9 protein-coding genes are annotated in these 21225 nt (G+C 53.4%); all 9 read right to left on the minus strand.

Going from position 1 to position 21225, the window contains the following annotated elements:
• Window position 1: 1 nt before the first annotated feature.
• The 9 genes from VFS25_RS06315 to VFS25_RS06355 all read right to left on the minus strand — a co-directional run bounded on the left by VFS25_RS06315 (window position 2) and on the right by VFS25_RS06355 (window position 20872).
• Window positions 2-1222 (minus strand): glycosyltransferase, encoded by a 1221-nt coding sequence (locus tag VFS25_RS06315; protein WP_326461279.1) that lies wholly within the window; start codon window positions 1220-1222, stop codon window positions 2-4.
• Between the two features lie 16 nt (window positions 1223-1238).
• Window positions 1239-2006: an alpha/beta hydrolase gene (locus tag VFS25_RS06320; RefSeq protein WP_326461280.1), complete on the minus strand. Its 768-nt coding sequence runs from the start codon at window positions 2004-2006 to the stop codon at window positions 1239-1241.
• Window positions 1997-2296 carry an acyl carrier protein gene (locus VFS25_RS06325; RefSeq protein WP_326461281.1) on the minus strand — a complete coding sequence of 100 codons (300 nt, stop codon included), beginning with the start codon at window positions 2294-2296 and terminating at the stop codon, window positions 1997-1999. Before VFS25_RS06325 ends, VFS25_RS06320 begins: the two co-directional genes overlap by 10 nt.
• Window positions 2284-6573, minus strand: coding sequence for a beta-ketoacyl synthase N-terminal-like domain-containing protein (locus tag VFS25_RS06330; protein WP_326461282.1), 4290 nt, complete (start codon window positions 6571-6573; stop codon window positions 2284-2286). The genes VFS25_RS06325 and VFS25_RS06330 overlap by 13 nt, the downstream gene beginning before the upstream one ends.
• Window positions 6570-13598, minus strand: a complete 7029-nt coding sequence (locus VFS25_RS06335) for an SDR family NAD(P)-dependent oxidoreductase (protein WP_326461283.1) — start codon at window positions 13596-13598, stop codon at window positions 6570-6572. Before VFS25_RS06335 ends, VFS25_RS06330 begins: the two co-directional genes overlap by 4 nt.
• A gap of 849 nt (window positions 13599-14447) precedes the next feature.
• Complete coding sequence (locus VFS25_RS06340; protein WP_326461284.1) at window positions 14448-15989, minus strand: TolC family protein; 1542 nt, start codon at window positions 15987-15989, stop codon at window positions 14448-14450.
• On the minus strand, window positions 15986-19108 hold the full coding sequence (locus VFS25_RS06345) for an efflux RND transporter permease subunit (RefSeq protein ID WP_326461285.1): 3123 nt from the start codon (window positions 19106-19108) through the stop codon (window positions 15986-15988). The genes VFS25_RS06340 and VFS25_RS06345 overlap by 4 nt, the downstream gene beginning before the upstream one ends.
• A 23-nt stretch (window positions 19109-19131) precedes the next feature.
• Complete coding sequence (locus VFS25_RS06350) at window positions 19132-20253, minus strand: efflux RND transporter periplasmic adaptor subunit (protein ID WP_326461286.1); 1122 nt, start codon at window positions 20251-20253, stop codon at window positions 19132-19134.
• Between the two features lie 187 nt (window positions 20254-20440).
• Window positions 20441-20872 carry a hypothetical protein gene (locus VFS25_RS06355; RefSeq protein WP_326461287.1) on the minus strand — a complete coding sequence of 144 codons (432 nt, stop codon included), beginning with the start codon at window positions 20870-20872 and terminating at the stop codon, window positions 20441-20443.
• Between the last annotated feature and the right edge of the window lie 353 nt (window positions 20873-21225).

Below are 21225 nucleotides of genomic sequence, written 5' to 3' on the forward strand. Positions count from 1 at the left end.
ATCATCCTTTTCCGTCATCTGCACATTTGCATATTTGCACATCTGCACATTTTGCACCGTTTTCCAGCAGCTCAGCCGTTCGTGCCGTGCCGCCGGCGTTTTCAAAGGAGGCTTTGATCTGTTGCGCAGCTGCTGCATATTTGGGATCCTGCAGCACATCCCACACGGCAGCCTTTAAATGCGCGGCCTTAAAGCGTTTGAAGTTCAGCCGTACCCCGCTTTCCGTGGCGGTAACACAGCTGGCTACAAAAGACTGGTCGTATGCAATGGGTATGACTACCAGGGGCAGCTGGTGCGCCAGGGCTTCGCATACGGTATTATGCCCGCCATGGCACACCACCGCATCCAGGTGTGGCAGTAAGGCCAGCTGCGGTACTTTTTCCTGTACTATAAAGTTCCCCGGCCAAACGTTGAACAGCGCCGGGTCAGACACCACTACCACGGTTAACGGCTCATTGCCCAATGCGTCGCATACTTTGCTGAAGAAATCCTTCTTATAGGCATGGTCAAAAGTGGTACCGATAGATACCAGCACCTTGTGCGGGTGGTTCATGTGGTAAAACCGTTCCCACTCAAAATCAATGCTGGCCGGGCGGTGCGCAGTTACCGGCCCTACAAAGCGGTAATAATCCGGCAGCGCCTTATCGCCAAAAAATGCCCTGGATGTAAATACCAGCGTAAGCATACCGGAGCACTGGATAGGCTCCGTGGCGGTTAATCCCAGGGATTGCTGCAGTGCTACAATGCGCTGGTCGCCCCATTCTTTCACCTTGGGCAGGTCGTCCATAGCCCTTACAGCAGCAGGCGCTGTTACGGCGGTGGCATAGGGAATGCCCTTTTTTACCGCTGCCATGGCGCCGGCAAACAGCTCATGGTCATTGATCACCACATCCGGCCGGAAAGCATCCAGGCACTCCATAATGCCGGGAAACATGTAGCGGTTCAGCGGCACCAGCACATCGTCATACAGGAACTTAATGCTTTCTACGCCGTACACATTTTTTTGCCGGATGGCGTTGAGGTAAGGCTCCTGCCCGTTTTCCCCGGGCTCACCGGGCGGTACCAGCAGCAGCTGTCCGCCTGGCGGCAGTTTTTGCTGCAGGCCGGGCTCCAGGCTTATCCAGCCTACTTCATGGCCGCGCAGCAGCAGTTCGGCGCCTACGCTAAGCGTAGGGTTAATGTGGCCGGTCAGGGGCGGTACAACAAAAGCAAATTTTGCCATAGGCGTTATGGTTAGATTAATCCTGCGTGTCAAAAAAATCGCGGAGCATATGCCCGATTTCAAATGGCTCCTGTACGGGTATGTTATGATCGCCGTTTACGAACACCAGGCGCGCCTGTTTTATTTTTCCCTGCAGCTCCAGTCCTGCACCTGCACAGTTGGAGTGGCTGCCATACAGCAGCAGCGTTTCATGCGGGATATTTTGTATGCCGCCTTTGCTGAAGAAATGCCGTTCGTGCTGCATATCCTGGCGGATGGTGCTTTCCTTTAGCAGAAATTCGTATAGGCGGTGCCTGCGCTCCAGCTGCCGCCTGCCCATAGGAACAGGAGTATGGAGCCCCTGGCTGTTTATAAAATGCACCAGCAGCTCTTTGCTGTACACGTCTACTACGCTCATGGTTTCCTGCTCATAGGGGTCAGGACTTTCAATGATGGCGAGCTTTTTAATTCTTTCCGGGCAGCGGGTGGCTGTTTTCAGCGCTATCAAACCGCCGTAGCTGTAACCTGCCAGGTGTACGGAGGATAGCTGCAGCCGGTCCATCAGCGCCAGCAGCTCATCGCTCATGGTGGTAAGGTCATAGCCGCTGTGGGCGCGGGCGCTCATGCCATGGCCTTTCAGATCGTACAGCACTACATGGTAGCGCTGCGCCAGCAGGGGCGCTATATTAAAATAGTAGATGGAAAGGTTGGTAAACATGCCATGCACCAGCAGCACGGTTTCCGCAGCTTCCCGGTTCATCTCCTGCACATGCAGGTGTATATGTGACTGCGTTGCTACAGGCATGTGTGAATATATTTTGTAATATCGCCCAGGTTCAAACGGATAATTTCATCCAGGTCCATGTTCGACAGCCAGCCGGTAAAATCTATGTCCTTGCCGAAATAGGTTTTTACTTTTTCGGAAAAAGACACGATCTCAATGCTGTCCATTTCCAGGTCTTTTGTGAAAGAGCTTTCCGCTGTTATGTCCAGGTCTTCCACAAATTCCTCGCCTATCACTTCTGTGATGAATTTTTTCAGCACCTGCAATATTTCCGCTTCGCTGAGCTGGGTAGGTTGTGTTAACTGGTCCATCCGATTATATAGTTTTTGTATTGAATAGTTTGAATGTGTACGCCTTTTATGGTTAAGGTTTCGCCGTTAACGGCTTCTACTACATATGCTTTGGGATTGCCCTGCAGGCCTTTGCCCAGCGATTTGCCATAGGCTTCCTTGGCTACCCAAAAGCGGGTAAGCCACTCTGCATGATTGCGGTTGCCCAGCAGCGCTAACTCCGCGGGATCAAACACCAGCTCCTCAAAGGCGTTGTTATGCCCGCGTATCTCTTCTATATCTATACCTACAGGTTTATTGAAGCGGGCAATGGCTACCGCGTCGGTATTTTTATGCGCCAGGGAAATGTGGATGTTGCCGGTCATATCGCCTGCTGTATAAGGCTGGCCGGTATTGGTTGAACGGATGGCAAATTCCACGGGGTAGTACAGGTTGCCGGCATTCAGCAGCAGGGCCTTTACGGCATCCTTTACCGCTACGCGGCTGATCACCCATTCCTTTTTCTTATGCAGGGGCAGGGCATTGTAATATTTTTTCTCTTCCTGGTTAAAATAGCGTTTTACAATAAAGTCCCAGGAGTTTACCCTGGCGTATGCATTGTGGAACATAAACACACCCGGTACAATTTCTTTTGCCAGCGCATTTTCGGGCGATATAAGGGCGTTCCACAGCGGCTCGTCTATTTCCAGGCGGCGGTTCTGCCAGCCGCGGACAATGGCCCATATTTTACCGTCCCTTTCCAGGATAAAATCAGCAAAGGCAAACTCGTTGTTCAGGGAGGTGAGCCGGCAGGTGCATTCAAAGCTACCCTGCTGGTCTTCCATGGGCTGGTAAAACTCCACTTCCTGTATTTTCACGGGAAAGGCTATACGGTCTTTTGGAAGCGTTAGCTGCAGCCACAGGCCAAACAGCTGCCCGGCATTGTCCAGCAGGGAGCCTTTGCCTGCGCCGCCTTCTATAATGCCGGTAATGCCTTTTTCCGCAACTACCTTTACTGCGGTAATGCCCTGGTAGGCAGGGCCGTGGAACATGCGCTGCGTGTATATTTGCTGCGGCGTAATGGTAATGTTCAGCGGCGCGCCTATGTTTGCGCCGGTACGGTCAGGCGTGCTGTATTGGCGCGACAGCTGCACTTCTGCGCTGGCATATTTTTCAACGTCCAGGTAAATACGGTCCGGCGCTTTCCATTCTCCTTTTACTGTTTCCCGGAAGGGAGTGGCCACGTTCATCCACTGAAGCACTTTCACCTGCATAATCTTTTGTACCTGCATGCCCGGGGCGCTTTCCCTGGCAATGTCGCCAAACATTTCCAGTATCATGGTCATAGGTATTACGGGCTCGCAGTCATCTGCACAATGCCAGCCCGGCCGCTGCCGTATCAGGGAATGGTCTATGAGGTAAGGATGCGTGTTCAGCGATACGCTCAGCTGCTTTATCACCGGCTGATTTTGCGGTGGCGGCGCCGCTGCAAAAGCAGTATGTACGTTTCCGTTAGTGCCGTTATGATGGACTGCTTTTTCCCGGAATATTTCCATTACCGATTGCTGTATGCCGGATATTTCCACAAAATTGTCCATCAGCGCCTGCATAACAGGAGAAGCTGCTTTTTCCGGAAGCATGTTGTGCCCGGCAGTGGGCGCAGCCAGGTTTTTAAGGGACGAGAGGCCGCTTACGATAGGAGAGCCCAGCTGTAGTTTTACCGGGCGGCCCAATGGTTTGGTTTTTATGGCAACGGTCGCTGCCGGCGCTTCCATAAAAGCGCTGTTTACCGCGTGCCCCTCTGCAAACAGGGCAGCCAGCACCCGTTGCAGCTGTGCAAGGCCGGAGCGGGTAGGTATGCTGGCCGCTATGGCGCTGTAGCTTTGCTGTTTCAGCGTATCATCTACAAAGCCTACCAGGCCGCCGGCGCCTACCTGTATGAATACACGTACACCGCCGGCATATAGTTTTTCGATCAGCTCGCGGAAGCGCACCGGTGCTATAAGATGCTCCACGCTGAGCCGGCGGATAGCCGCTACATCCTCCGGGTAAGGAGTTAATGTAGTGGCAGACCATACCGGTACTTTTGCCGGCTGAAACTGTAGCTCGTTCATGCCGGCCAGCAGCAGCTCCAGCTTTTCTTTTATAAAAGGGGAGTGAAAACCGGACTGGAAGGGCAGTACCTGGTAAAATACCTGTTCTGCCTTCAGCACGTTTATAAACGACTGCACGGCTTTATTGGTACCGCAAAGGATCACCTGCTGCGGGCAGTTATCAATGGAAAGGTAAATGTCTTTAACGCCGGCCAGTAAGGGTTGCAGCTTTTCATACCCGCAGCCGGCCACCAGGAAGGTGGCATTCTTTTGCTCAAACAGCGCAGGGTCAAGCCGGGCCTGTAAACGCAGCAGCGATTGTTCCGTTACCATTTCCGCGGCGTAGCCGGCCAGCCATTCGCCCAGGCTATGGCCGGCATTCAGGTGAGGCTGTACGCCCAGCAGCTTTAATGCACGGTCAAGAATGCCGCTGTTCTCCATTTGCTGCTGTGCGGCGCCCAGCACACTACCGCTGCCGGCTATACGCGGCAGGCCGGTGAGGTTAAAATACTGTGCTACGCTGGTGGTTTCACCGCCTGCCAGCCCGTCCAGGCCCGGGAACAGGAAGGCTATTTTACCGCCCTGCTGCAGCAGGGGATGGTTGGAGAACCAGATGTCGTTGCGGTTACGCCAGGGCTTATCTTTCTGCACTATTTTAACAGCGCGCTGTATGCGTTCCGGTGTGGGATCAAACAGGGCAATGCGGTAGCCGCCTTCGCCGGTATAGGTTTCGTTATTTTCCAGCGCCTGCAGCAGCGCGGCTTTGGTGGGCCTTGCCAGCAGCAGCACCGGGTCTTTTTGCAGGGGCGCGCCTGTGCCGTTAAACAGCTTGCCGGCAGCTTTTTCCTCCAGGGTAGCGGCTTCCAGCACCACATGCGCATTAATGCCGCCAAAGCCGAATGCATTTACACCCGCGCGCAGCGGCAGCCCGCTCTGGCTCCAGGGAGCGGCGGTTTGTACGGGCGTGAACCGCGTTTTTTCCATAAAGGGCAGGGGATCTTCGCAATGCAGGGTAGGGGGCAGCTGGTTGTGGTACAGGGCCAGCGCAGTTTTAATAAGGCCGGCAATACCGGCTGCGGGCATGGCATGGCCTATCATGGATTTAATGGTGCCAATGCCTGCTTTGGGCAGGTCCGGCGCGCTGCCGAAAACATGCAGCAGGGTTTCCAGCTCTGTTTTGTCGCCCAGCTGTGTGGCCGTGCCATGCGCTTCAATGTAGCCAATGTCGCGCAGGCTGGCACCTGCCTGCTGCCACGCCTGTAAAATGGCTTTGGTTTGCCCTTTTACGGAGGGGCTCATTACACTCACGCCTGCGCCGTCGCTTGACACGCCCACACCTTTAACGACGGCGTATATACGATGCCCGTCGCGGATAGCGTCATCCAGTCTTTTCAGCACAACAAAGCCGCAGCCTTCGCCTATCAGCACGCCATCCGCACGCTGGTCAAAAGGGCGTATCTGCTGGATGTGCGAGAGGGCGCCGAGCTGCGTAAAAATGCTCCAGAAAGGCGCGTTCTGTGAGGCGTGCACGCCGCCGGCTATCACCATATCGGCGCGGCGGCTGGTAAGCTCCCGCACCGCATGATCAACTGCTATGAGCGAGCTGGCACAGGCTGCATCCACCGTATAGGCAGTGCCGCCCAGGTTCAGGCGGTTGGCCGCCAGTGAGGCCACGAGATTGGGGATAAGACCCATGGCAGTATCGGGACCAAAGCGGCCTTTCCTTACCTGGAACTCTTTTTTCACGCGGTCTAATGCTTCCGCTTTTATACCGGGCAGCAGGTCCTGCAGTACCCGTACTATCTGTTCACCGGTTCTTATTATTTCAATACCTCTTACCGCACCGGGGCCGGGATAATTTCCCTTGCCGATGATGATGCCGGTGTTTTCCAGCGACAGCTCTTTTTCAAACACCGCTGCATCGGCGAGCGCTTTATAGGCCAGGTGCAGGGCCAGCAGCTGCTCCGGCTCAGTGCTTTCCACTACCAGGGGCAGTATACCAAACTGTATGGGATCAAACGCTGCGAAATCATCTATAAAACCACCCCGGCGGCAATAGAACCGGTCTACTGCCGCTTCCCCGTCAAAGAACATTTTTTCCATCCGGTTTTCCGGTACGGTTTGAATAGCATCTACCTTATTAATGATATTCTTCCAGAAAGCGGCTGCATCCGGCGCGCCGGGGAAGATGCATGACATTCCTATGATCGCTATATCGTTGCTCATCTGTTGTGGCCTGTTTTTTTGATAACATCACCCGCCATAATCACCACCTGGCTTTCATTGCCGTATTTCAGCTCGTCAATAAAGGTTTCCATACCATCGGGCAGCGGTATTAAGGCAATGCCGCGGCGCTCATATTCCTTTTCCAGCGAAGGTGATACCATGCCGGCGCCTTTCCACGGGCCCCAGTTAATGGCCATTACCTTTGCTTTCAGGTGCTGTTTCAGCACCCTTGCATAACGGTCCATTACGCTGTTGGCGGCAGCATAATCTGTTTGCCCGCGGTTACCGTATACAGAGGCTACGCTGGAAAACAGGATCACAAATTGCGTATGTGCATCCAGGTGTTCCGCCAGTACACGCAGGGGCGTTACCTTGGTAGAGAACACACGTTCAAAAGACTCCGGCGTTTTCTGGTGAAACAGCTTGTCTTCCAGCAGGCCGGCGCCATGCACTACACCGTCAATGCGGCCGTATGCTTTGCGTACCTGGTTCATAAAGGCGCGCAGGGCAGGTTCATCCCGCAGGTCCAGGGAGTGATAGCTAACGGTGGCCCCGTTCTGCTCCAGCGCGGTAAGCGTATGCAAGGCCTGGTTGTGCTTGTATATTTCGGCGGTGCGCTTTTCAATGTCGGCCGGTTTTTTCAGCTGGCCCTGCGCCAGTACGTACTGCCGTATCTCATCTTTGGTTTGCAGGTGCGGGCGATTTTCATGCGCCTGTGCGCGCGGATCTGCAGAGCGGCCTACCAGTATGTAATGACAGGGATATTCCCTGGAAAAGCGGATCATCAGCTCCGCGGTAATGCCCTGCGCACCGCCGAATACCAGTACAACGGATTGTTGGGTAAGATGGATGTCGGGCGTTTGGCCAATGGTTAACGGCGCATGCACCGGTTGCAGCGTTTGGCGCTGCCCGTTATGGTACACTACTTCCGCCGGCCCTTCAGGATGCAGTATCTCATCCAGCGCAATGGCGGCAATGTTTTCCGGCAACAGCCCGGACGCCAGGTTAATAGTGCGGCATCTGGTATGCTCATACTCTTTACCCAGGCTTTTGAAAAAGCCGCTGTAACCCTGCAGGTGCTGCAGCAGCAACGGGTCTGCGGTTTGCGTTACATGGCTGTCGAAATCAGAGAGGGCATATACCCATTTCACTTTCTCAAAATCCAGCTTTTTCACCATGGAAAAAGAAGTGATGATATTGCTTTGCCTGGGCGATGAAAAAATATCGAGTATAATAAGGCCATGATAGCCGTGCAGCGGATCGCTTTCCTGTATAATGGCCGCCTGTGCGCCCTGCTGCTCCAGGAGCTGCTGAATGGCCGCGGCAACAGAACCACCATCATCCGTAATGGCAAAATGCATTCCCTGCAGCTTTGCGGGCGACATACGCTGCAGTGCGGCAGGTGTAAGCTCAAAGCGCAGGCGGGAGAGCTTTTCTTCCAGGCTTTCTTTTACAAATCCCTGTTCTATGATCTTTTTGGCTTCCTGCACCGGCTCAAAGTTAGCGGCAGTGCTTTCTGCAATCCAGGTGATAAGGCCCTGCAGGGTTTTGATAGCGGCCAGCTTTTCCATCATTTCCTCATCATTGCCGCCGGCCTGCTGCAGGTTGCCCAGGCGCGTTTTCAGCTCGCCAATGATTTCCATGCGTTTAATGGAGTCAATGCTCAGGTCTGCCTCCAGGTCAAGCTCCAGGCCCAGCATATCTGCCGGGTAGCCGGTTTTTTCACTCACTACGTTTAACAGTACGGCTTGTATTTCAGTAACAGGTAAGCCTTTACTTTGTGTTGCGGGGGGCGCTGTTTCCTGCGCATTGGCGGTGAGCCATGCTACCAGGCCTTTCAGGGTTTTGATAGCGGCCAGCTGCTCTACCAGCAGCTCTTCGCTTTGGGTGCTGCTGTTAAAGCCGCCCAGCCGGGTTTTCAGCTCGCCAATGATCTCCATACGTTTAATAGAGTCGATGCTCAGGTCTGCCTCCAGGTCCATTTCCATGCCCAGCATATCCGGCGGGTAGCCGGTTTTATCGCTGATCACAGCCAGCAGCACTGCTGTTACGTCTTTGTTTGCAGTGGCCGGCGCGTGCGTTACATTCGTATGCAGGTGGCCGTTAGTGCCATATCCATTGCTGCCGTTATGCCCGTTGGCGCCGTTGGTGTGCACGGGTATGGATTTTTGCGGCGCCAGGTCCGGCAGCTCCGCAGCCTGGAAGCTTTGCGGCGCATGGCCCAGGTAGCCCAGTATCACATCCCGCTGGGCCTGTACAATATGTTTAAGACTGTTCAGGTAAGCGGCCACCATTTGTTCCGCGCTGTTGTTATTCATCACTGCGGCAGCAGGAGCATTGCCTTTTAACGCCAGCGGCGTAACAATGGGGAGCGCGCCATGCGCAGGCAGGCTGCCGGTTGCCGGTACGGCCATTTGCCCGTTCACCAGCCAAACAGTAGCCGGTTTTTTGTATTGATCAATGGCATCCAGGTTCAGCTGGTTAATATTACGGCCTTCGAACAGGCGGTTCAGCAGTACGGTTCTGCCGCTGGCCATGTAGCGCGCAATAGTATGCAGCAGGCAGGTAATGCCCTGCTGGTCTTTGTCTTCTGTATGCAGTACCAGCGCATCACCGCTTATGATAGACCTGGTTAGGTTGCCCAGCACCTTACCCGGACCCACTTCAATGAATACACGCGCACCGTGGGCATACATCTGTTCAATTTCTTCAGTAAAGCGTACGGGCTGCACCAGGTGCGCTGCCAGCCTTTCCTTTATAGCGTTGGGCGCTGTGGGATATACAGCTGCTGTGGTATTGGACCATACCGGGATAGCAGGCGTATTGAAGGCGGCCTCTTTCAACGCACGGGCATACAAATCCTTGGCGCCGGACAGCAGCGGGCTATGGAAAGCGCAGGCAACCTCCAGCTGCTGAAAAGATATATTGGCGGCAGTAAGCTTATCTGCCAGGCGGGCAATAGCAGGTGTTGCGCCGGCCACCACCCATTGCGTGGGCGAGTTATGATTTACCAGGTATACATCGCTTTCGCCTTCAATAGCAGTGGTAAGGGCCTCCTGCCGGCAGCCCAGCGCCAGCATGGCGCCTTTATCCGCGCCCACGGCATCCAGTATGGCGGCTGCCCGTTTTTCACTTAACGGCACCAGCTGGTCTTCTTCAAACACTTTAGCAAAGCAAAGGGCGGGCAGCTCGCCGTAGCTGTGGCCGGCCACCATGTCGGGCACAATGCCCAGCTCCTGCAGGAAAGTGGCAATGGCCAGGTCTACCACGCCCAGGAGCGGCTGTGCCAGGCGGGTATCTTTAATGGCTGCTTTCTGTGCTTTGGCTGCCGCTTCATCAAAAGCAGCCGGCGGAAACAGGATGTGCTCATACCGTGGCTTGTGCTTTAACAAACGGCGCATGGCGGGGAAGGCAACGAACAGGTCGCGCGCCATGTTCACCCGCTGGCTGCCCTGCCCGGGAAACAGGAAAGCTACCTTGCCCTGCAGCGGCTGTATGGTGTACACGCCGTTGGTAGCAGCGCCCGACAGGGCCAGGTCCAGCTTTAGCAGCAGGTCGTCTGCACTGCCGGCCACAATGCATACCTGCACCGGGGCGTCGTGGTGTTTATAAAGGCTGAAGGCAATGTCCTTTAAAGGGATGCTATCATTTTTTTCCAGCAGCGTTTTTATGGTTAGCAGCATTTGCTGCGCTGCTTCATAAGTATGACCGCGGAACACAAACAGCTCTGCCGGCCAGGCATTCATTACAGCTGCGGGCTGCGGCATCGCGGGGTCGTTTTCTATTACTGCATGAAAGTTAGTGCCGCCAAAACCAAAGGCGCTGATGCCGGCTACCCGTTTATCATCATTCCAGGTACCGGTTTGCTTATTAAATGCAAACGGGCTATGCGCGGGGTTATAAAAGCTGTTGGGTGTTTCCAGGTGCAGGGTAGGTGGTTTTACGCCGTGGTATACCGCAAGTGCCGCCTTTATTAAGCCGGCCAAACCCGCGGCGCATTTGGTGTGGCCTATCTGTGTTTTAACAGAGCCCAGGTAAGTTTGCGCAGTGGTAGCGCCGGAGCGGATGAGCATATCGGAGATGGCGCTCAGCTCTGTTTTGTCGCCTACCACGGTGCCGGTGCCATGCGCTTCCAGCAGCCCTACGGCGGCCGGTGACATGCCGGCCTGTTCGTATGCCCGTTCCAGTGCCCTGGTTTGCCCGGCTTTGCGCGGTGCGGTAAGGCCCAGGCTTTTGCCGTCGCTGGAGCCGCCAACGCCTTTAATAACGGCATAAATGGTATCGCCGTCGCGTTTTGCATCCTCCAGGCGTTTCAGCACTACCATGGCAATGCCTTCGCCCAGCGTAATGCCGTCGGCGTTAGCATCAAAGGTGGCGCACCTGCCTTTGCGGCTTAGCGCGTGGGTGCTGGCAAACATCAGGTAATCGTTAATGCTGTTATGCAAGTCGGCGGCGCCGGCTATTACCATGTCTGATTTTTCCAGCACCAGCTCCTGGCAGGCCAGGTCAATGGCTGCCAGGGAAGACGCGCAGGCCGCATCTACGGTGTAGTTACGGCCGCCCAGGTCAAGCCGGTTGGTAATACGGCCGGCAATAACGTTGGCCAGCACGCCGGGGAAAGAGTCTTCCGTGAGCCGGGGCAGCGCTGCATCCAGCTCAGGCGGCATCTCGCCGAATATTTGCGTGAACAGGGCGCGGAAGCCGTAGTTATTGGCCAGGTCTGTACCGGCTTCTGTTCCGATGATAACAGATACATTCTCCCGGTTGATATTCAGCCCGCCATAGCCCGCATTGTCCAGCGCCTGTTTGGCTACCAGTAAGCTAAGCAGCTGGGCCGGATCAATGGCCGCCAGCGATTGCGGGGGAATGCCAAAAGCTACGGGATCAAAATCTATTTTAGGAATAAACCCGCCCCATTTGGAAGGTGTTTTTTCACCGTTGGTAGCAGCGGCATCATAATACAGGGTTTTATTCCAGCGTTCATCCGGTACTTCGGTTACACAATCTTTGCCCAGTATGATGTTGCGCCAGTATTCCTCTATGTTGCGGGCGCCGGGGTAAATGCAGGCCATCCCTATAATAGCTACGTTCAGTGCTTTTTCCGTAGCATCTGGCATTGCAGGCAATGCCGCTTTTTCAATAATGCTGCAGCTGTCGGCGGCTACATTTTTATGCAGGCCGGCAACGGTGGTAATGGTATTGCGCAGCGCTGCTACCTGGCCTATCATGTACATGCCGCCGGAAAGCTGGTCTGCAGGGCTTATTTCTGCCAGGTCATTGCCGCTGCGCGCTATACCTTTGGCGGCTATACGTAAACGGCCTACGTTCAGCTGCTCCAGCTGCGCCCATATTTCTTTTTTATCAGCACCGGCCAGGTGCAGGCGTTCTTTTTCCTTATTAAAATAATCGGCAAAAGGCGTGTACAGGCAGCGGGTTTCATGGCCCGGTGCTGTTTCCAGCAGTATAGTGTGCTTATGGGCAATGGCCTGTTCCTGGAACCGGGGAAGGATAGCGCCGCTGCTTACTGCCTCCTGCGTATAGATGTAAGCGGTGCCCATCAGCACGCCGGTTTTAGCGCCCCGTGCCGCCAGCGGCGCCGCCATTACAGATATGAAGGCGGCCGACAACGCATCATGAATACCGCCGGCAAAGAACACGCTGAACTGGTTGGCATGCTCTTCCTGCAGCAGGCGCTCTACCTGGCGCTCCCATAATACCAGGCTGGATAAGGGGCCTACGTGGCCGCCGCATTCGCGGCCTTCAAACACGAAACGTTTGGCGCCTTCTTTAATGAACATATCCAGCAGGGAAGCAGAGGGTACATGCAGGTAGGTTTTAATGCCTGCCAGCTCCAGCGCTTTGGCTTGAGAAGGCCGGCCGCCGGCTATTAATACAACAGGTGGTTTTTCCTCTTTAATATAGTTGAGCTGCTCTTCGCGCAGCTCCGGCGGCGCAAAGCCCAGTATACCAACGCCCCAGGTTTTATTGCCTGCCAGCGCTTTGGTTTCCTGTATGAGCTTTTGTGCGGCAGCGCCTTTTAACAGGGAAAGCGCAACAAAGGGCAGCGCGCCTGCATCTGCTACTGCAGCGGCAAAAGCAGGTACATCGCTCACGCGTGTCATAGGCCCCTGCGCAATAGGGTAGGTGATATGCAGCTCTTGGGATAATGCGTTGCCAGGGCTGATGACCTGCAGGGTTTTGGCTTGCTGCAGATGGCCATAGGCCGCTTCCTGCAGGCCGAATATTAAACGGTTCAGCTTTTTGTAGCGTTGCACCAGGTCAATGCCAATGGCAATATCCTGGCCCAGGGGTATGTACCCTTTATCCAGGTCGGTAATGCCCAGGTACGGCGCCAGGTCGGATTGGGTGGCTTTTTCCGGCAGCATGGGCGAGTTAGGCCTTGCCAGCACCCGGTAATGATCCACCAAACGGGTTTCGGCGCCGCTCAGCTTTTCGCAGGTACTTTTTATAGCGGCAGGCGCATTGCATTCGGGGAACAGGAGCAGCTGGCTATCCAGCACTATACCGGTAGCGCCGGTAGCGGCCAATGCCGCGGCAGTGTGCACGCCAACACCGCCCTGCACCCATATTTCCAGGCCGCTTATTTCCCGTACTATGCGCTGGAACAGGATGAAAGACGACTCATCGCTCACGGCGCCTGCGCCTTCATTGCCTTTTATAATAATGCCCTGCGCATTGGCTGCTTTTGCTTTATGCGCTTCGTCCACTGAATGTACCTGGTAGTAGATGGATATATGTTTGGGCAGGGCGATGTTAACACCATAAGGAATAATAGCCAGTGAAACCTGTGCCGGCAGGGAGATGGCCGACAGCTGCGCATTGCTGAAGCATACGCCGAAAGGCTGTTCATTTTGTGCAGTAATGGTGTTGAGGGCTGCCTGGGCTTTCAATAAATCGCGGCCCAGGTGAAGTACAGGAAGGGCTTTTGCTTTATGTAACGACAATACAAGGCCTGCATCTGGTTGCTCCAGCGGAGTAACCCCGATAATTTTCATTTTTCCCATGATAGTGGTTTTATTCCGGCAGGGCATACTTATGCTAACAGAACTGGTACAGGCTGTTATTCACAAGGGTTTTCATGGTCCTCTCCGGATCGGTCTTTATGGCTATTCACAATAGTTGGTTCGTTTTCTTTTATATATACGGTTTATTTGCCTGGCAGGGTTCTGGCGGTCATACATTTTTAAAATAGTGATATAGGTGTTATACCAGGCAAGGGTACTTTGCAATAAAGATGGATATAGGTTTTTCAATCTGTCAAAAGCAAAGGACTTTTATATAAAAGCGCCGTATTTAAAAGATATAGTCTGCCGGTCAAAAAATCCAATCTGTTATTTCACACGTTTACATGCTGTTGCTGTCAGAACATTCATCCCTTTTGGAAAAGGAACACATCATCGTTCAGTCATAAACAATCATGGTTTAGGTTGCATCCTGGCGAGATAGTAAAATTTTAGGTTCATAGGTGCTTATTTTGAGTAATTCTTACATGAATTTACAAAAAAAGCAAAAGGCTATCCGGTGGTAACGTATTTTTAACACGCCCGCTTACTTCAATAAAGGATATATATTTTCTTAATATCCCTGGAATGCTCATAAAAAGGGATGCGGTGAATATTTATGAAGCGCGTTTATTTCAGATTAGCTTTTTTGAGGGGGATATAAGATGAAACAGCGTACGAAGAAATCACCCGGGGAGATACTGTAACTTAACGCAAATAATTTACACGGATAAGCGAAATCAATTACGAATTGACAATTACGAATTACGGATGGAATGCAATAGTTAGCAGTGTTGCGGTTAACTCGCTTCGGTCATCATCCGTAATTCGTAATTGACAATTCGTAATTGCCTACTGCCAGCCGCCGCCCAGGGTTTGGTACAGTTGTACGGTGCCCGACAGCATATCGCGGCGGGCATGCACCAGCGCCAGCTCTGCTTCCAGCACGCTTTTCTGCGCGGTAATGATTTCCAGGTAGGAGGCATAGCCAGCCAGGAAAAGATCATTGGCGGTAGATACGGCGTTTTGCAGCACGCTTACTTCCTGGGCCCTTAAAGCGTATATGCGCTGCTGGTTATACATGTAACCCAGCGCAACAGACGTTTCCTGGTATGCTTTTAATATTTTTTGCTGGTAATTATAATAAGAGATGCGGCTGTTGGCAGCGCTGATACGGTATTGCGCCTGCAGTTGCTTTTGATTGAACAGCGGCGCAGTAAGGCCGCCCAGTATGCCATAAGCAAAGGAGCCCGGCTCCAGCAGCAGGCCTGCCTTAAATGCATTAAAGCCCGCGTATGGCGTTATGTTTAAAGAAGGCAGAAAGGCTTTGCGCGCAGCGCCTACATCTGCTTTGGCGGCAGCCAGCTCCAGCTCGGCCTGTTTAATGTCCGGGCGGTTGGTAAGCAGGCTGCTGGGCAATCCCGGCCGCCAGGGCGCAGCAAGGGTATCAATATTCAGCGCCTTGCTGCGGGCAATGGGCTGCGGAAAACGGCCCAGCAGAAAATTCAGCTGGCTTTCTATGGCCAGCTGCTGCTGCCGGGTGCGATGCTCCAGGCTGCGGGTATCGAGCAGCTGCGCCTGGAACTGTTGTACCGCCAGCAGGGTAGCACGGCCGGCTGATTGTTGTATCTGCACGGTTTCCAGCGCTGTTTCCTGCAATGCAATGTTCTTTTTAATAATTGCCAGCTCACTGTCCAGCGCTATCAGCGTGTAATAATGCGCCGCTACTTCCGACACCAGGAAAGTGGTTAACAGCCGGCGGCCCTGCGCGCTGGCCAGGTAACGCGCCACCGCTGCCTGTTTGCGCTGTTTTATCTTGCCCCACAGGTCTACCTCCCAGCTGCTGCGCAGGCCCAGGAAAAAATCCGGTGTGGGATCAGGAATATGTTGATCCTTATTGATGTTGCCGGATAAATTCGTATCAAAGTTGCCTACACCGTTCATGGTGTACTTGCCGAATTTATCAACGCCGGCGGTTGCCGCAATGTTCACATTAGGCAGCCATGCATACTTTGCCGCCAGCAGCGCAGCTTCGGAAATTTTCATTTGCTCGGTGCTGGTTTTTAAGGCATAGTTATTTTTTAACGCCGTATCTATCAGCGCACGCAAATGCGGGTCTGTAAAGAACTGCTGCCAGGGTATATGCCCTATGCCTGCAGTATCTGCATTGGCGCCGGCCAGGGCAAAAGTATCGGGCAGCTGCTGATTGTCCGGCAGCGCCAGCGGCTTCGGCACGCGGCAGCCCCAAACCAGCAACAGCAGGCCCAACGCGCAATATCCCATATACAGGGCCGCACGTGTAAACCCTGTACGCCGGCTGTGCGGCTGCACACGGTATCTCCGCCGGCCGGGTTGTTTGTTATTTATCTCAGGCAATTTATTCAGTTGCATCATGTTGTTTTGTTTAAGTGTTTGCGTGACAGGCCGGCGAATAATACATACAGTCCTGGTATTACCAGCACGCCGAACACAGTGCCTATTAACATACCTCCGGCCGCTGCGGTACCAATGGAGCGGTTGCCCATGGCGCCTGCGCCGGCAGCCATACACAGGGGTATTAAACCTGCAATAAATGCAAAGGAGGTCATGAGGATGGGCCGCAAACGCGATACCGCGCCTTCTTTGGCGGCTTCCAGCGGCGACAGCCCTTCTTTATTGCGCAAAATGGCAAACTCCACGATCAGGATTGCATTTTTGCCCAGCAAACCAATCAGCATTACCAGCGCTACCTGCGCATAGATGTTGTTTTCAAGCCCCAGTAATTTCAGCGACAGGAAGGCGCCGAAAATGCCGGCCGGCAACGATAGTATAACCGGCAGCGGCAGCAGAAAGCTTTCATATTGCGCGGCCAGCAGCAGGTACACGAACACCAGGCATATCAGGAAAATATAAACGGCCTGGTTGCCGGAGAGTATCTGCTCACGCGTCATGCCGCTCCATTCATAGGTGAAGCCGCGGGGCAGCGTTTTGGCGGTTTCCTGTATGGCGCGTATGGCGTCGCCGCTGCTGTAGCCCGGCGCGGCATCGCCATTGATCATGGCCGCGGTGTACATGTTGTAGCGGGTTAGCTGCTCCGGCCCGTACACCCTTTCCAGCCGTATAAAGTTGGAGAAGGGCACCATTTCCCCTTTATCGTTCTTCACGTACAGGTGCAGCACGTCTTCCGGCTTGGTGCGGTATTGCGGTGCGGCCTGCACCATCACCTTGTACATTTGCCCGAAGCGGATGAAGTTGGAGGCGTAGTAGCTGCCTAACAGTGTTTGCAGCGTGTTCATGGCATTCTCAATGCTTACGCCTTTTTGCGCGGCCCGTTCCTCATCAACATGTATCAGGTATTGCGGGAAGCTGGGATCGAAGTTGGTAAAGGCGGAGCCTATTTCCGGCCGTTTTTTTAATGCCGCTATAAAATCATTGGTAACAGTGGCCGTTTGCTCCAGGTCGTCGCTGCGGGTTCTGTCCAGCACGCGCAGCTCAAAGCCGCTGGCATTACCAAAGCCCGGTACAGTGGGGGGCGGGAAAAACTCGATGTTGGCGTCTGTAATATGTGCTGTTTTTTCCTCCAGCTCCGCTATCATGTCTGTTACCGACATTTTTCTTTCTTCCCAGGGTTTCAGGTTAATCATACCCATACCATAGGAAGCGCCGGCAACGTTATTCACCAGGCTAAAGCCCGCCAGGGTAGACACCGACTCTACCGCGTCTATTTTGCGCGTTACGGCATATACCTCTTCCAGCACCTTTTCCGTACGTTCTACGGTGGCGCCGGGCGGCGTGGTTACATTCACGTATATCATGCCCTGGTCTTCCGAAGGAATGAAGCCCGAAGGCAGTATGGAGCTAACGCCCCAGGTAGCCAGGAAAAAGAGCAGCAGCAGGCCAACCGTAACCAGCCTGCGGCTGGCAATACGGCCCAGCAGGCTGCGGTAGCCGTTGGCCGTAGCATCGTACCCTTTATTAAAACCTTTGAAGAAACGCTGCAGCAAGTTTTTACGCGGCGGCCGCCCATGCGTGTTCTTTAGCATAATGCCGCAGAGTGCAGGCGTTAACGTTAATGCATTGATGCCGGATATAACAATGGCAAATGCAAGCGTTAACGAGAACTGCCGGTAAAACACGCCCACCGGGCCTGAGAGGAAGGCTACCGGCACAAATACGGCCGACATTACCAGCGTTATGGCCACAATAGCGCCGCTGATCTCTTTCATGGCGGCCAGCGTGGCCTCCAGCGGCGGCAGGTGGTCTTCGCTCATTTTTACGTGCACGGCCTCTACCACTACAATGGCGTTATCCACCACAATACCAATGGCCAGCACCAGCGCAAACAGCGTAAGCAGGTTAATGGAAAAGCCCAGCAGCTGCATAAAGGTAAGGGTGCCGATAAGCGCCACCGGCACCGCCAGCGCGGGAATAAGGGTAGAGCGGAAGTCCTGCAGGAACAGGAACACTACCACGAACACCAGTATGAATGCTTCAAACAGGGTGCGCACCACTTCATGTATGGAGGCATCCAGGAAGCGCGATACATCGTAGTTGAAATTGTACGTCATGCCCGGCGGAAAGGAGGTGGCCTTCAGCTGCGCCATACGGTCCTTTACGTTTTGTATTACCTCCCGCGCATTGGAGCCGGGGCGTTGTTTCAGCATGATGGATGCAGAGGGCTTACCGTCTGTTTTAGACACCATGCCGTAACTTAACGACCCGAACTCCAGGTCTGCCACGTCTTTCAGCCGCAGCATAGACCCATCTGCCTCTGTGCGCAGGATAATGCCTGCATACTGGGAAGGCTCAAAATACTTCCCGGTGTAGCGCAGTACATATTGTAACAGTTGTGGGCTTTTGTCGGAACTTTCGCCGGTTTTACCGGGTGCGGCTTCAATATTCTGCCGGCGTATGGCGCTAATGATCTCCTCTGTGGAAATGTTGTAGGCCAGCATGCGGTCGGGCTTCAGCCATACGCGCATGGCGTATTCCTTGGCGCCCATGATCTCCGCAAAGCCAACGCCGTCAATACGTTTCAGCTCCTGCAGTACGTTAATGTCTGCAAAGTTGTAAATGAACTGCTCATCCAGGCTGGGATCGTCGCTCATAATATTGAGGTACAGCAGCATGCTGTTCACCTCTTTTTCTGTAGTTACGCCGGCCTTGATTACCTCTTCGGGCAATTCGTCTATAATAGTGGCCACGCGGTTTTGTACGCTCACCGCTGCCTGGTCCGGGTCTGTGCCTACCTTAAAAAAGATCTCAATCAGTGTAATACCGTTGTTGCTTACTACGGTTGACATATACGTCATGCCCGGCACGCCGTTAATGGCGCGTTCCAGCGGCGTGGCCACTGCTTTGGCGCACACTTCGGCATTGGCCCCGGTATATTTAGCCGTAACCGTTACAGAAGGCGGCACAATATCCGGGAATTGGGTAACCGGCAATGTGTACAATGCCAGCAGGCCCAGTAACAGTATGATCAAAGAAATAACGAGCGACAGTACCGGCCGCTTTATAAAAGTATCGAACATGTGTTTGTTTTGTTTTTGCTCCCTTACATTTTTTTATCCAAAAGGCTGTCAAGGGGAATGATTACAGGACTGATATGCATACCATCGCGGATGCTTTGTGTGCCTTCGCATACAATCCGTTCGCCGGGCTGCAGGCCATCTTTTACAATGTAACAGTGGGCCAGGCGGGAGCCGGGCATAAAGCTGCGCATAGCTACGCGGTTGGCATTGTCCACCACGAATACGTAGTTCTTATCCTGCATTTCAAATACGGCTTTCTGGGGGATGATCAAGGCATCCTCCACGGTGTTCTCCAGCTGTACATTGCCGCTGGCGCCGTGTTTCAGCAGCTTTTGCGGGTTAGGGAAGCGGGCGCGGAATGCAATGGCGCCGGTAGATGACTCAAATTCCCCTTCCACGGTTTCTACCTTGCCGGGGTACTTATAGCTGGTACCATCGGCCAGTATGAGCTGTACGGTTTTATTACTGGGCCCTTTCTTTGATTTCTGGTATTCCAGGTATTCTGTTTCCGATACATTGAAATAGGCATACATTTCATGCGTGTCTGAAACAGTGGTAAGCAGCGTGCCATCTGTTACCAGGCTGCCTGTTTTCAGCGGAATACGGTCTATTATGCCGTCGAAGGGCGCGTGAATATTAGTATAGTTCACATGCATGGCGGCCTTGGTAACGGCGGAACGCGCTTCATCTATCCTTGCGTGCGCAGCGGTAAGCTTGGCATTGGCTACTTCCAGCTCGGTAGGAGCTATCACCTTTTTATCTACCAGCATTTTTACGCGGCGGGTATCTACTTCCGCGGCCTTTGCTTCTGCAATGGCGCTGCTGAGGTTTGCGTTGGCTTCGGCCAGCTGCGCCTTGTATTCTTCATTGGTGATGGAAAAGAGCAGCTGTCCCTTTTTTACGTCCTGGCCTTCATCTACGTATATCTTTTCCAGGAAACCATTTACGCGGGCCCTGATCTCTACATTACGCACAGCCTGCAGGCTGGCTACATAGCTGTGTTTTAATAAAGTATCTTTTGTTTCCAGTTGCGTAACCGGGAAGGGTTGCGCTTTTTGCTTCTTATTGCGGGTGCTGCCGTTGGATATGCACCCGTTCAGTAAAATCACCGCCCACGCTGCAAGGGCCCATATAATACGCTCCATTGTATAAATCCTGTTGTATGCGCCTGAGTTGGCACTGGTTAGTAAATAATTAATAGTGAACAAGAAACAGCCGTCCGGGTAGTACACGGGTACCGCGGGAATGGATATTCTTTTTCATATTAACCGGCATAGGATGCCTGTCCCGCATAGGGGACCTGTAGTGTTTGAAAGTGAGATGGGGAGCAGCTCAGAACAAGGCGAGCCGGAACAGGAAAGTATAATAAGCAGGCAGAAAGCAGTCCTGCCATTGATATACGCCGCTTTTGGTTTCTTTTTCGCAGATGTAATAGTCCTGCCGGGTTTCCGGGTACAGGATGCGGGGGCTGCAGCTGAACTGTTGCGTAGGCGCGTTCAGGTAATACCGCTGCTTACGGCCTTTGTTGGTAGCGTTGCGCAGTATATCGCTGGTGTCATCCAGGTCACTGGCCAGCATGTTCACCGCTACATGGGTAAAAAAGGTATCTGCAAACAGGGGAGCTGCAGTTTGTAAATGCTTATCGTTCGCAGCTACGGTGTTTTGCAGCGGGGCCCCGTCGGGAAAAAAGCCTGCTACCTGCCGTAAGCTGAAGAACAGCAAACAGCAAAGCCATTTAAATGGTATGTGCAGTTTTTTCGCCAAGGTTGAGTTGAAGGTTTTGGTCCCCGAATGATAGCTACAAATATAGCATCTATCAACCGGTTGTCAAAGCAAAAGTGGGTAGTTTCTCCCCATGCGGAATGCCCAACGGGCTGTTTTACGCCCTATGGTAAAGGGTTTAACGAAATGTTAAAAAATGTGTAGACAAAGTCATCAACTTCGCGGCTGGCAAAGCTAACGCATGACGGTTTTATAATCACGGTTTTTTGGACACCAACATTGTTATATACGCTGCAATATATAACAGCAGGAGTGGGATAGGCGCTCGCTAACCCCCCGGTATAAACGTAAAGCTGTTGCCGGATGTTTTACGGTTATATGGCGGTTTGCAAAGC

The organism is Chitinophaga sp. (assembly GCF_035761305.1).
Lineage (GTDB): Bacteria > Bacteroidota > Bacteroidia > Chitinophagales > Chitinophagaceae > Chitinophaga.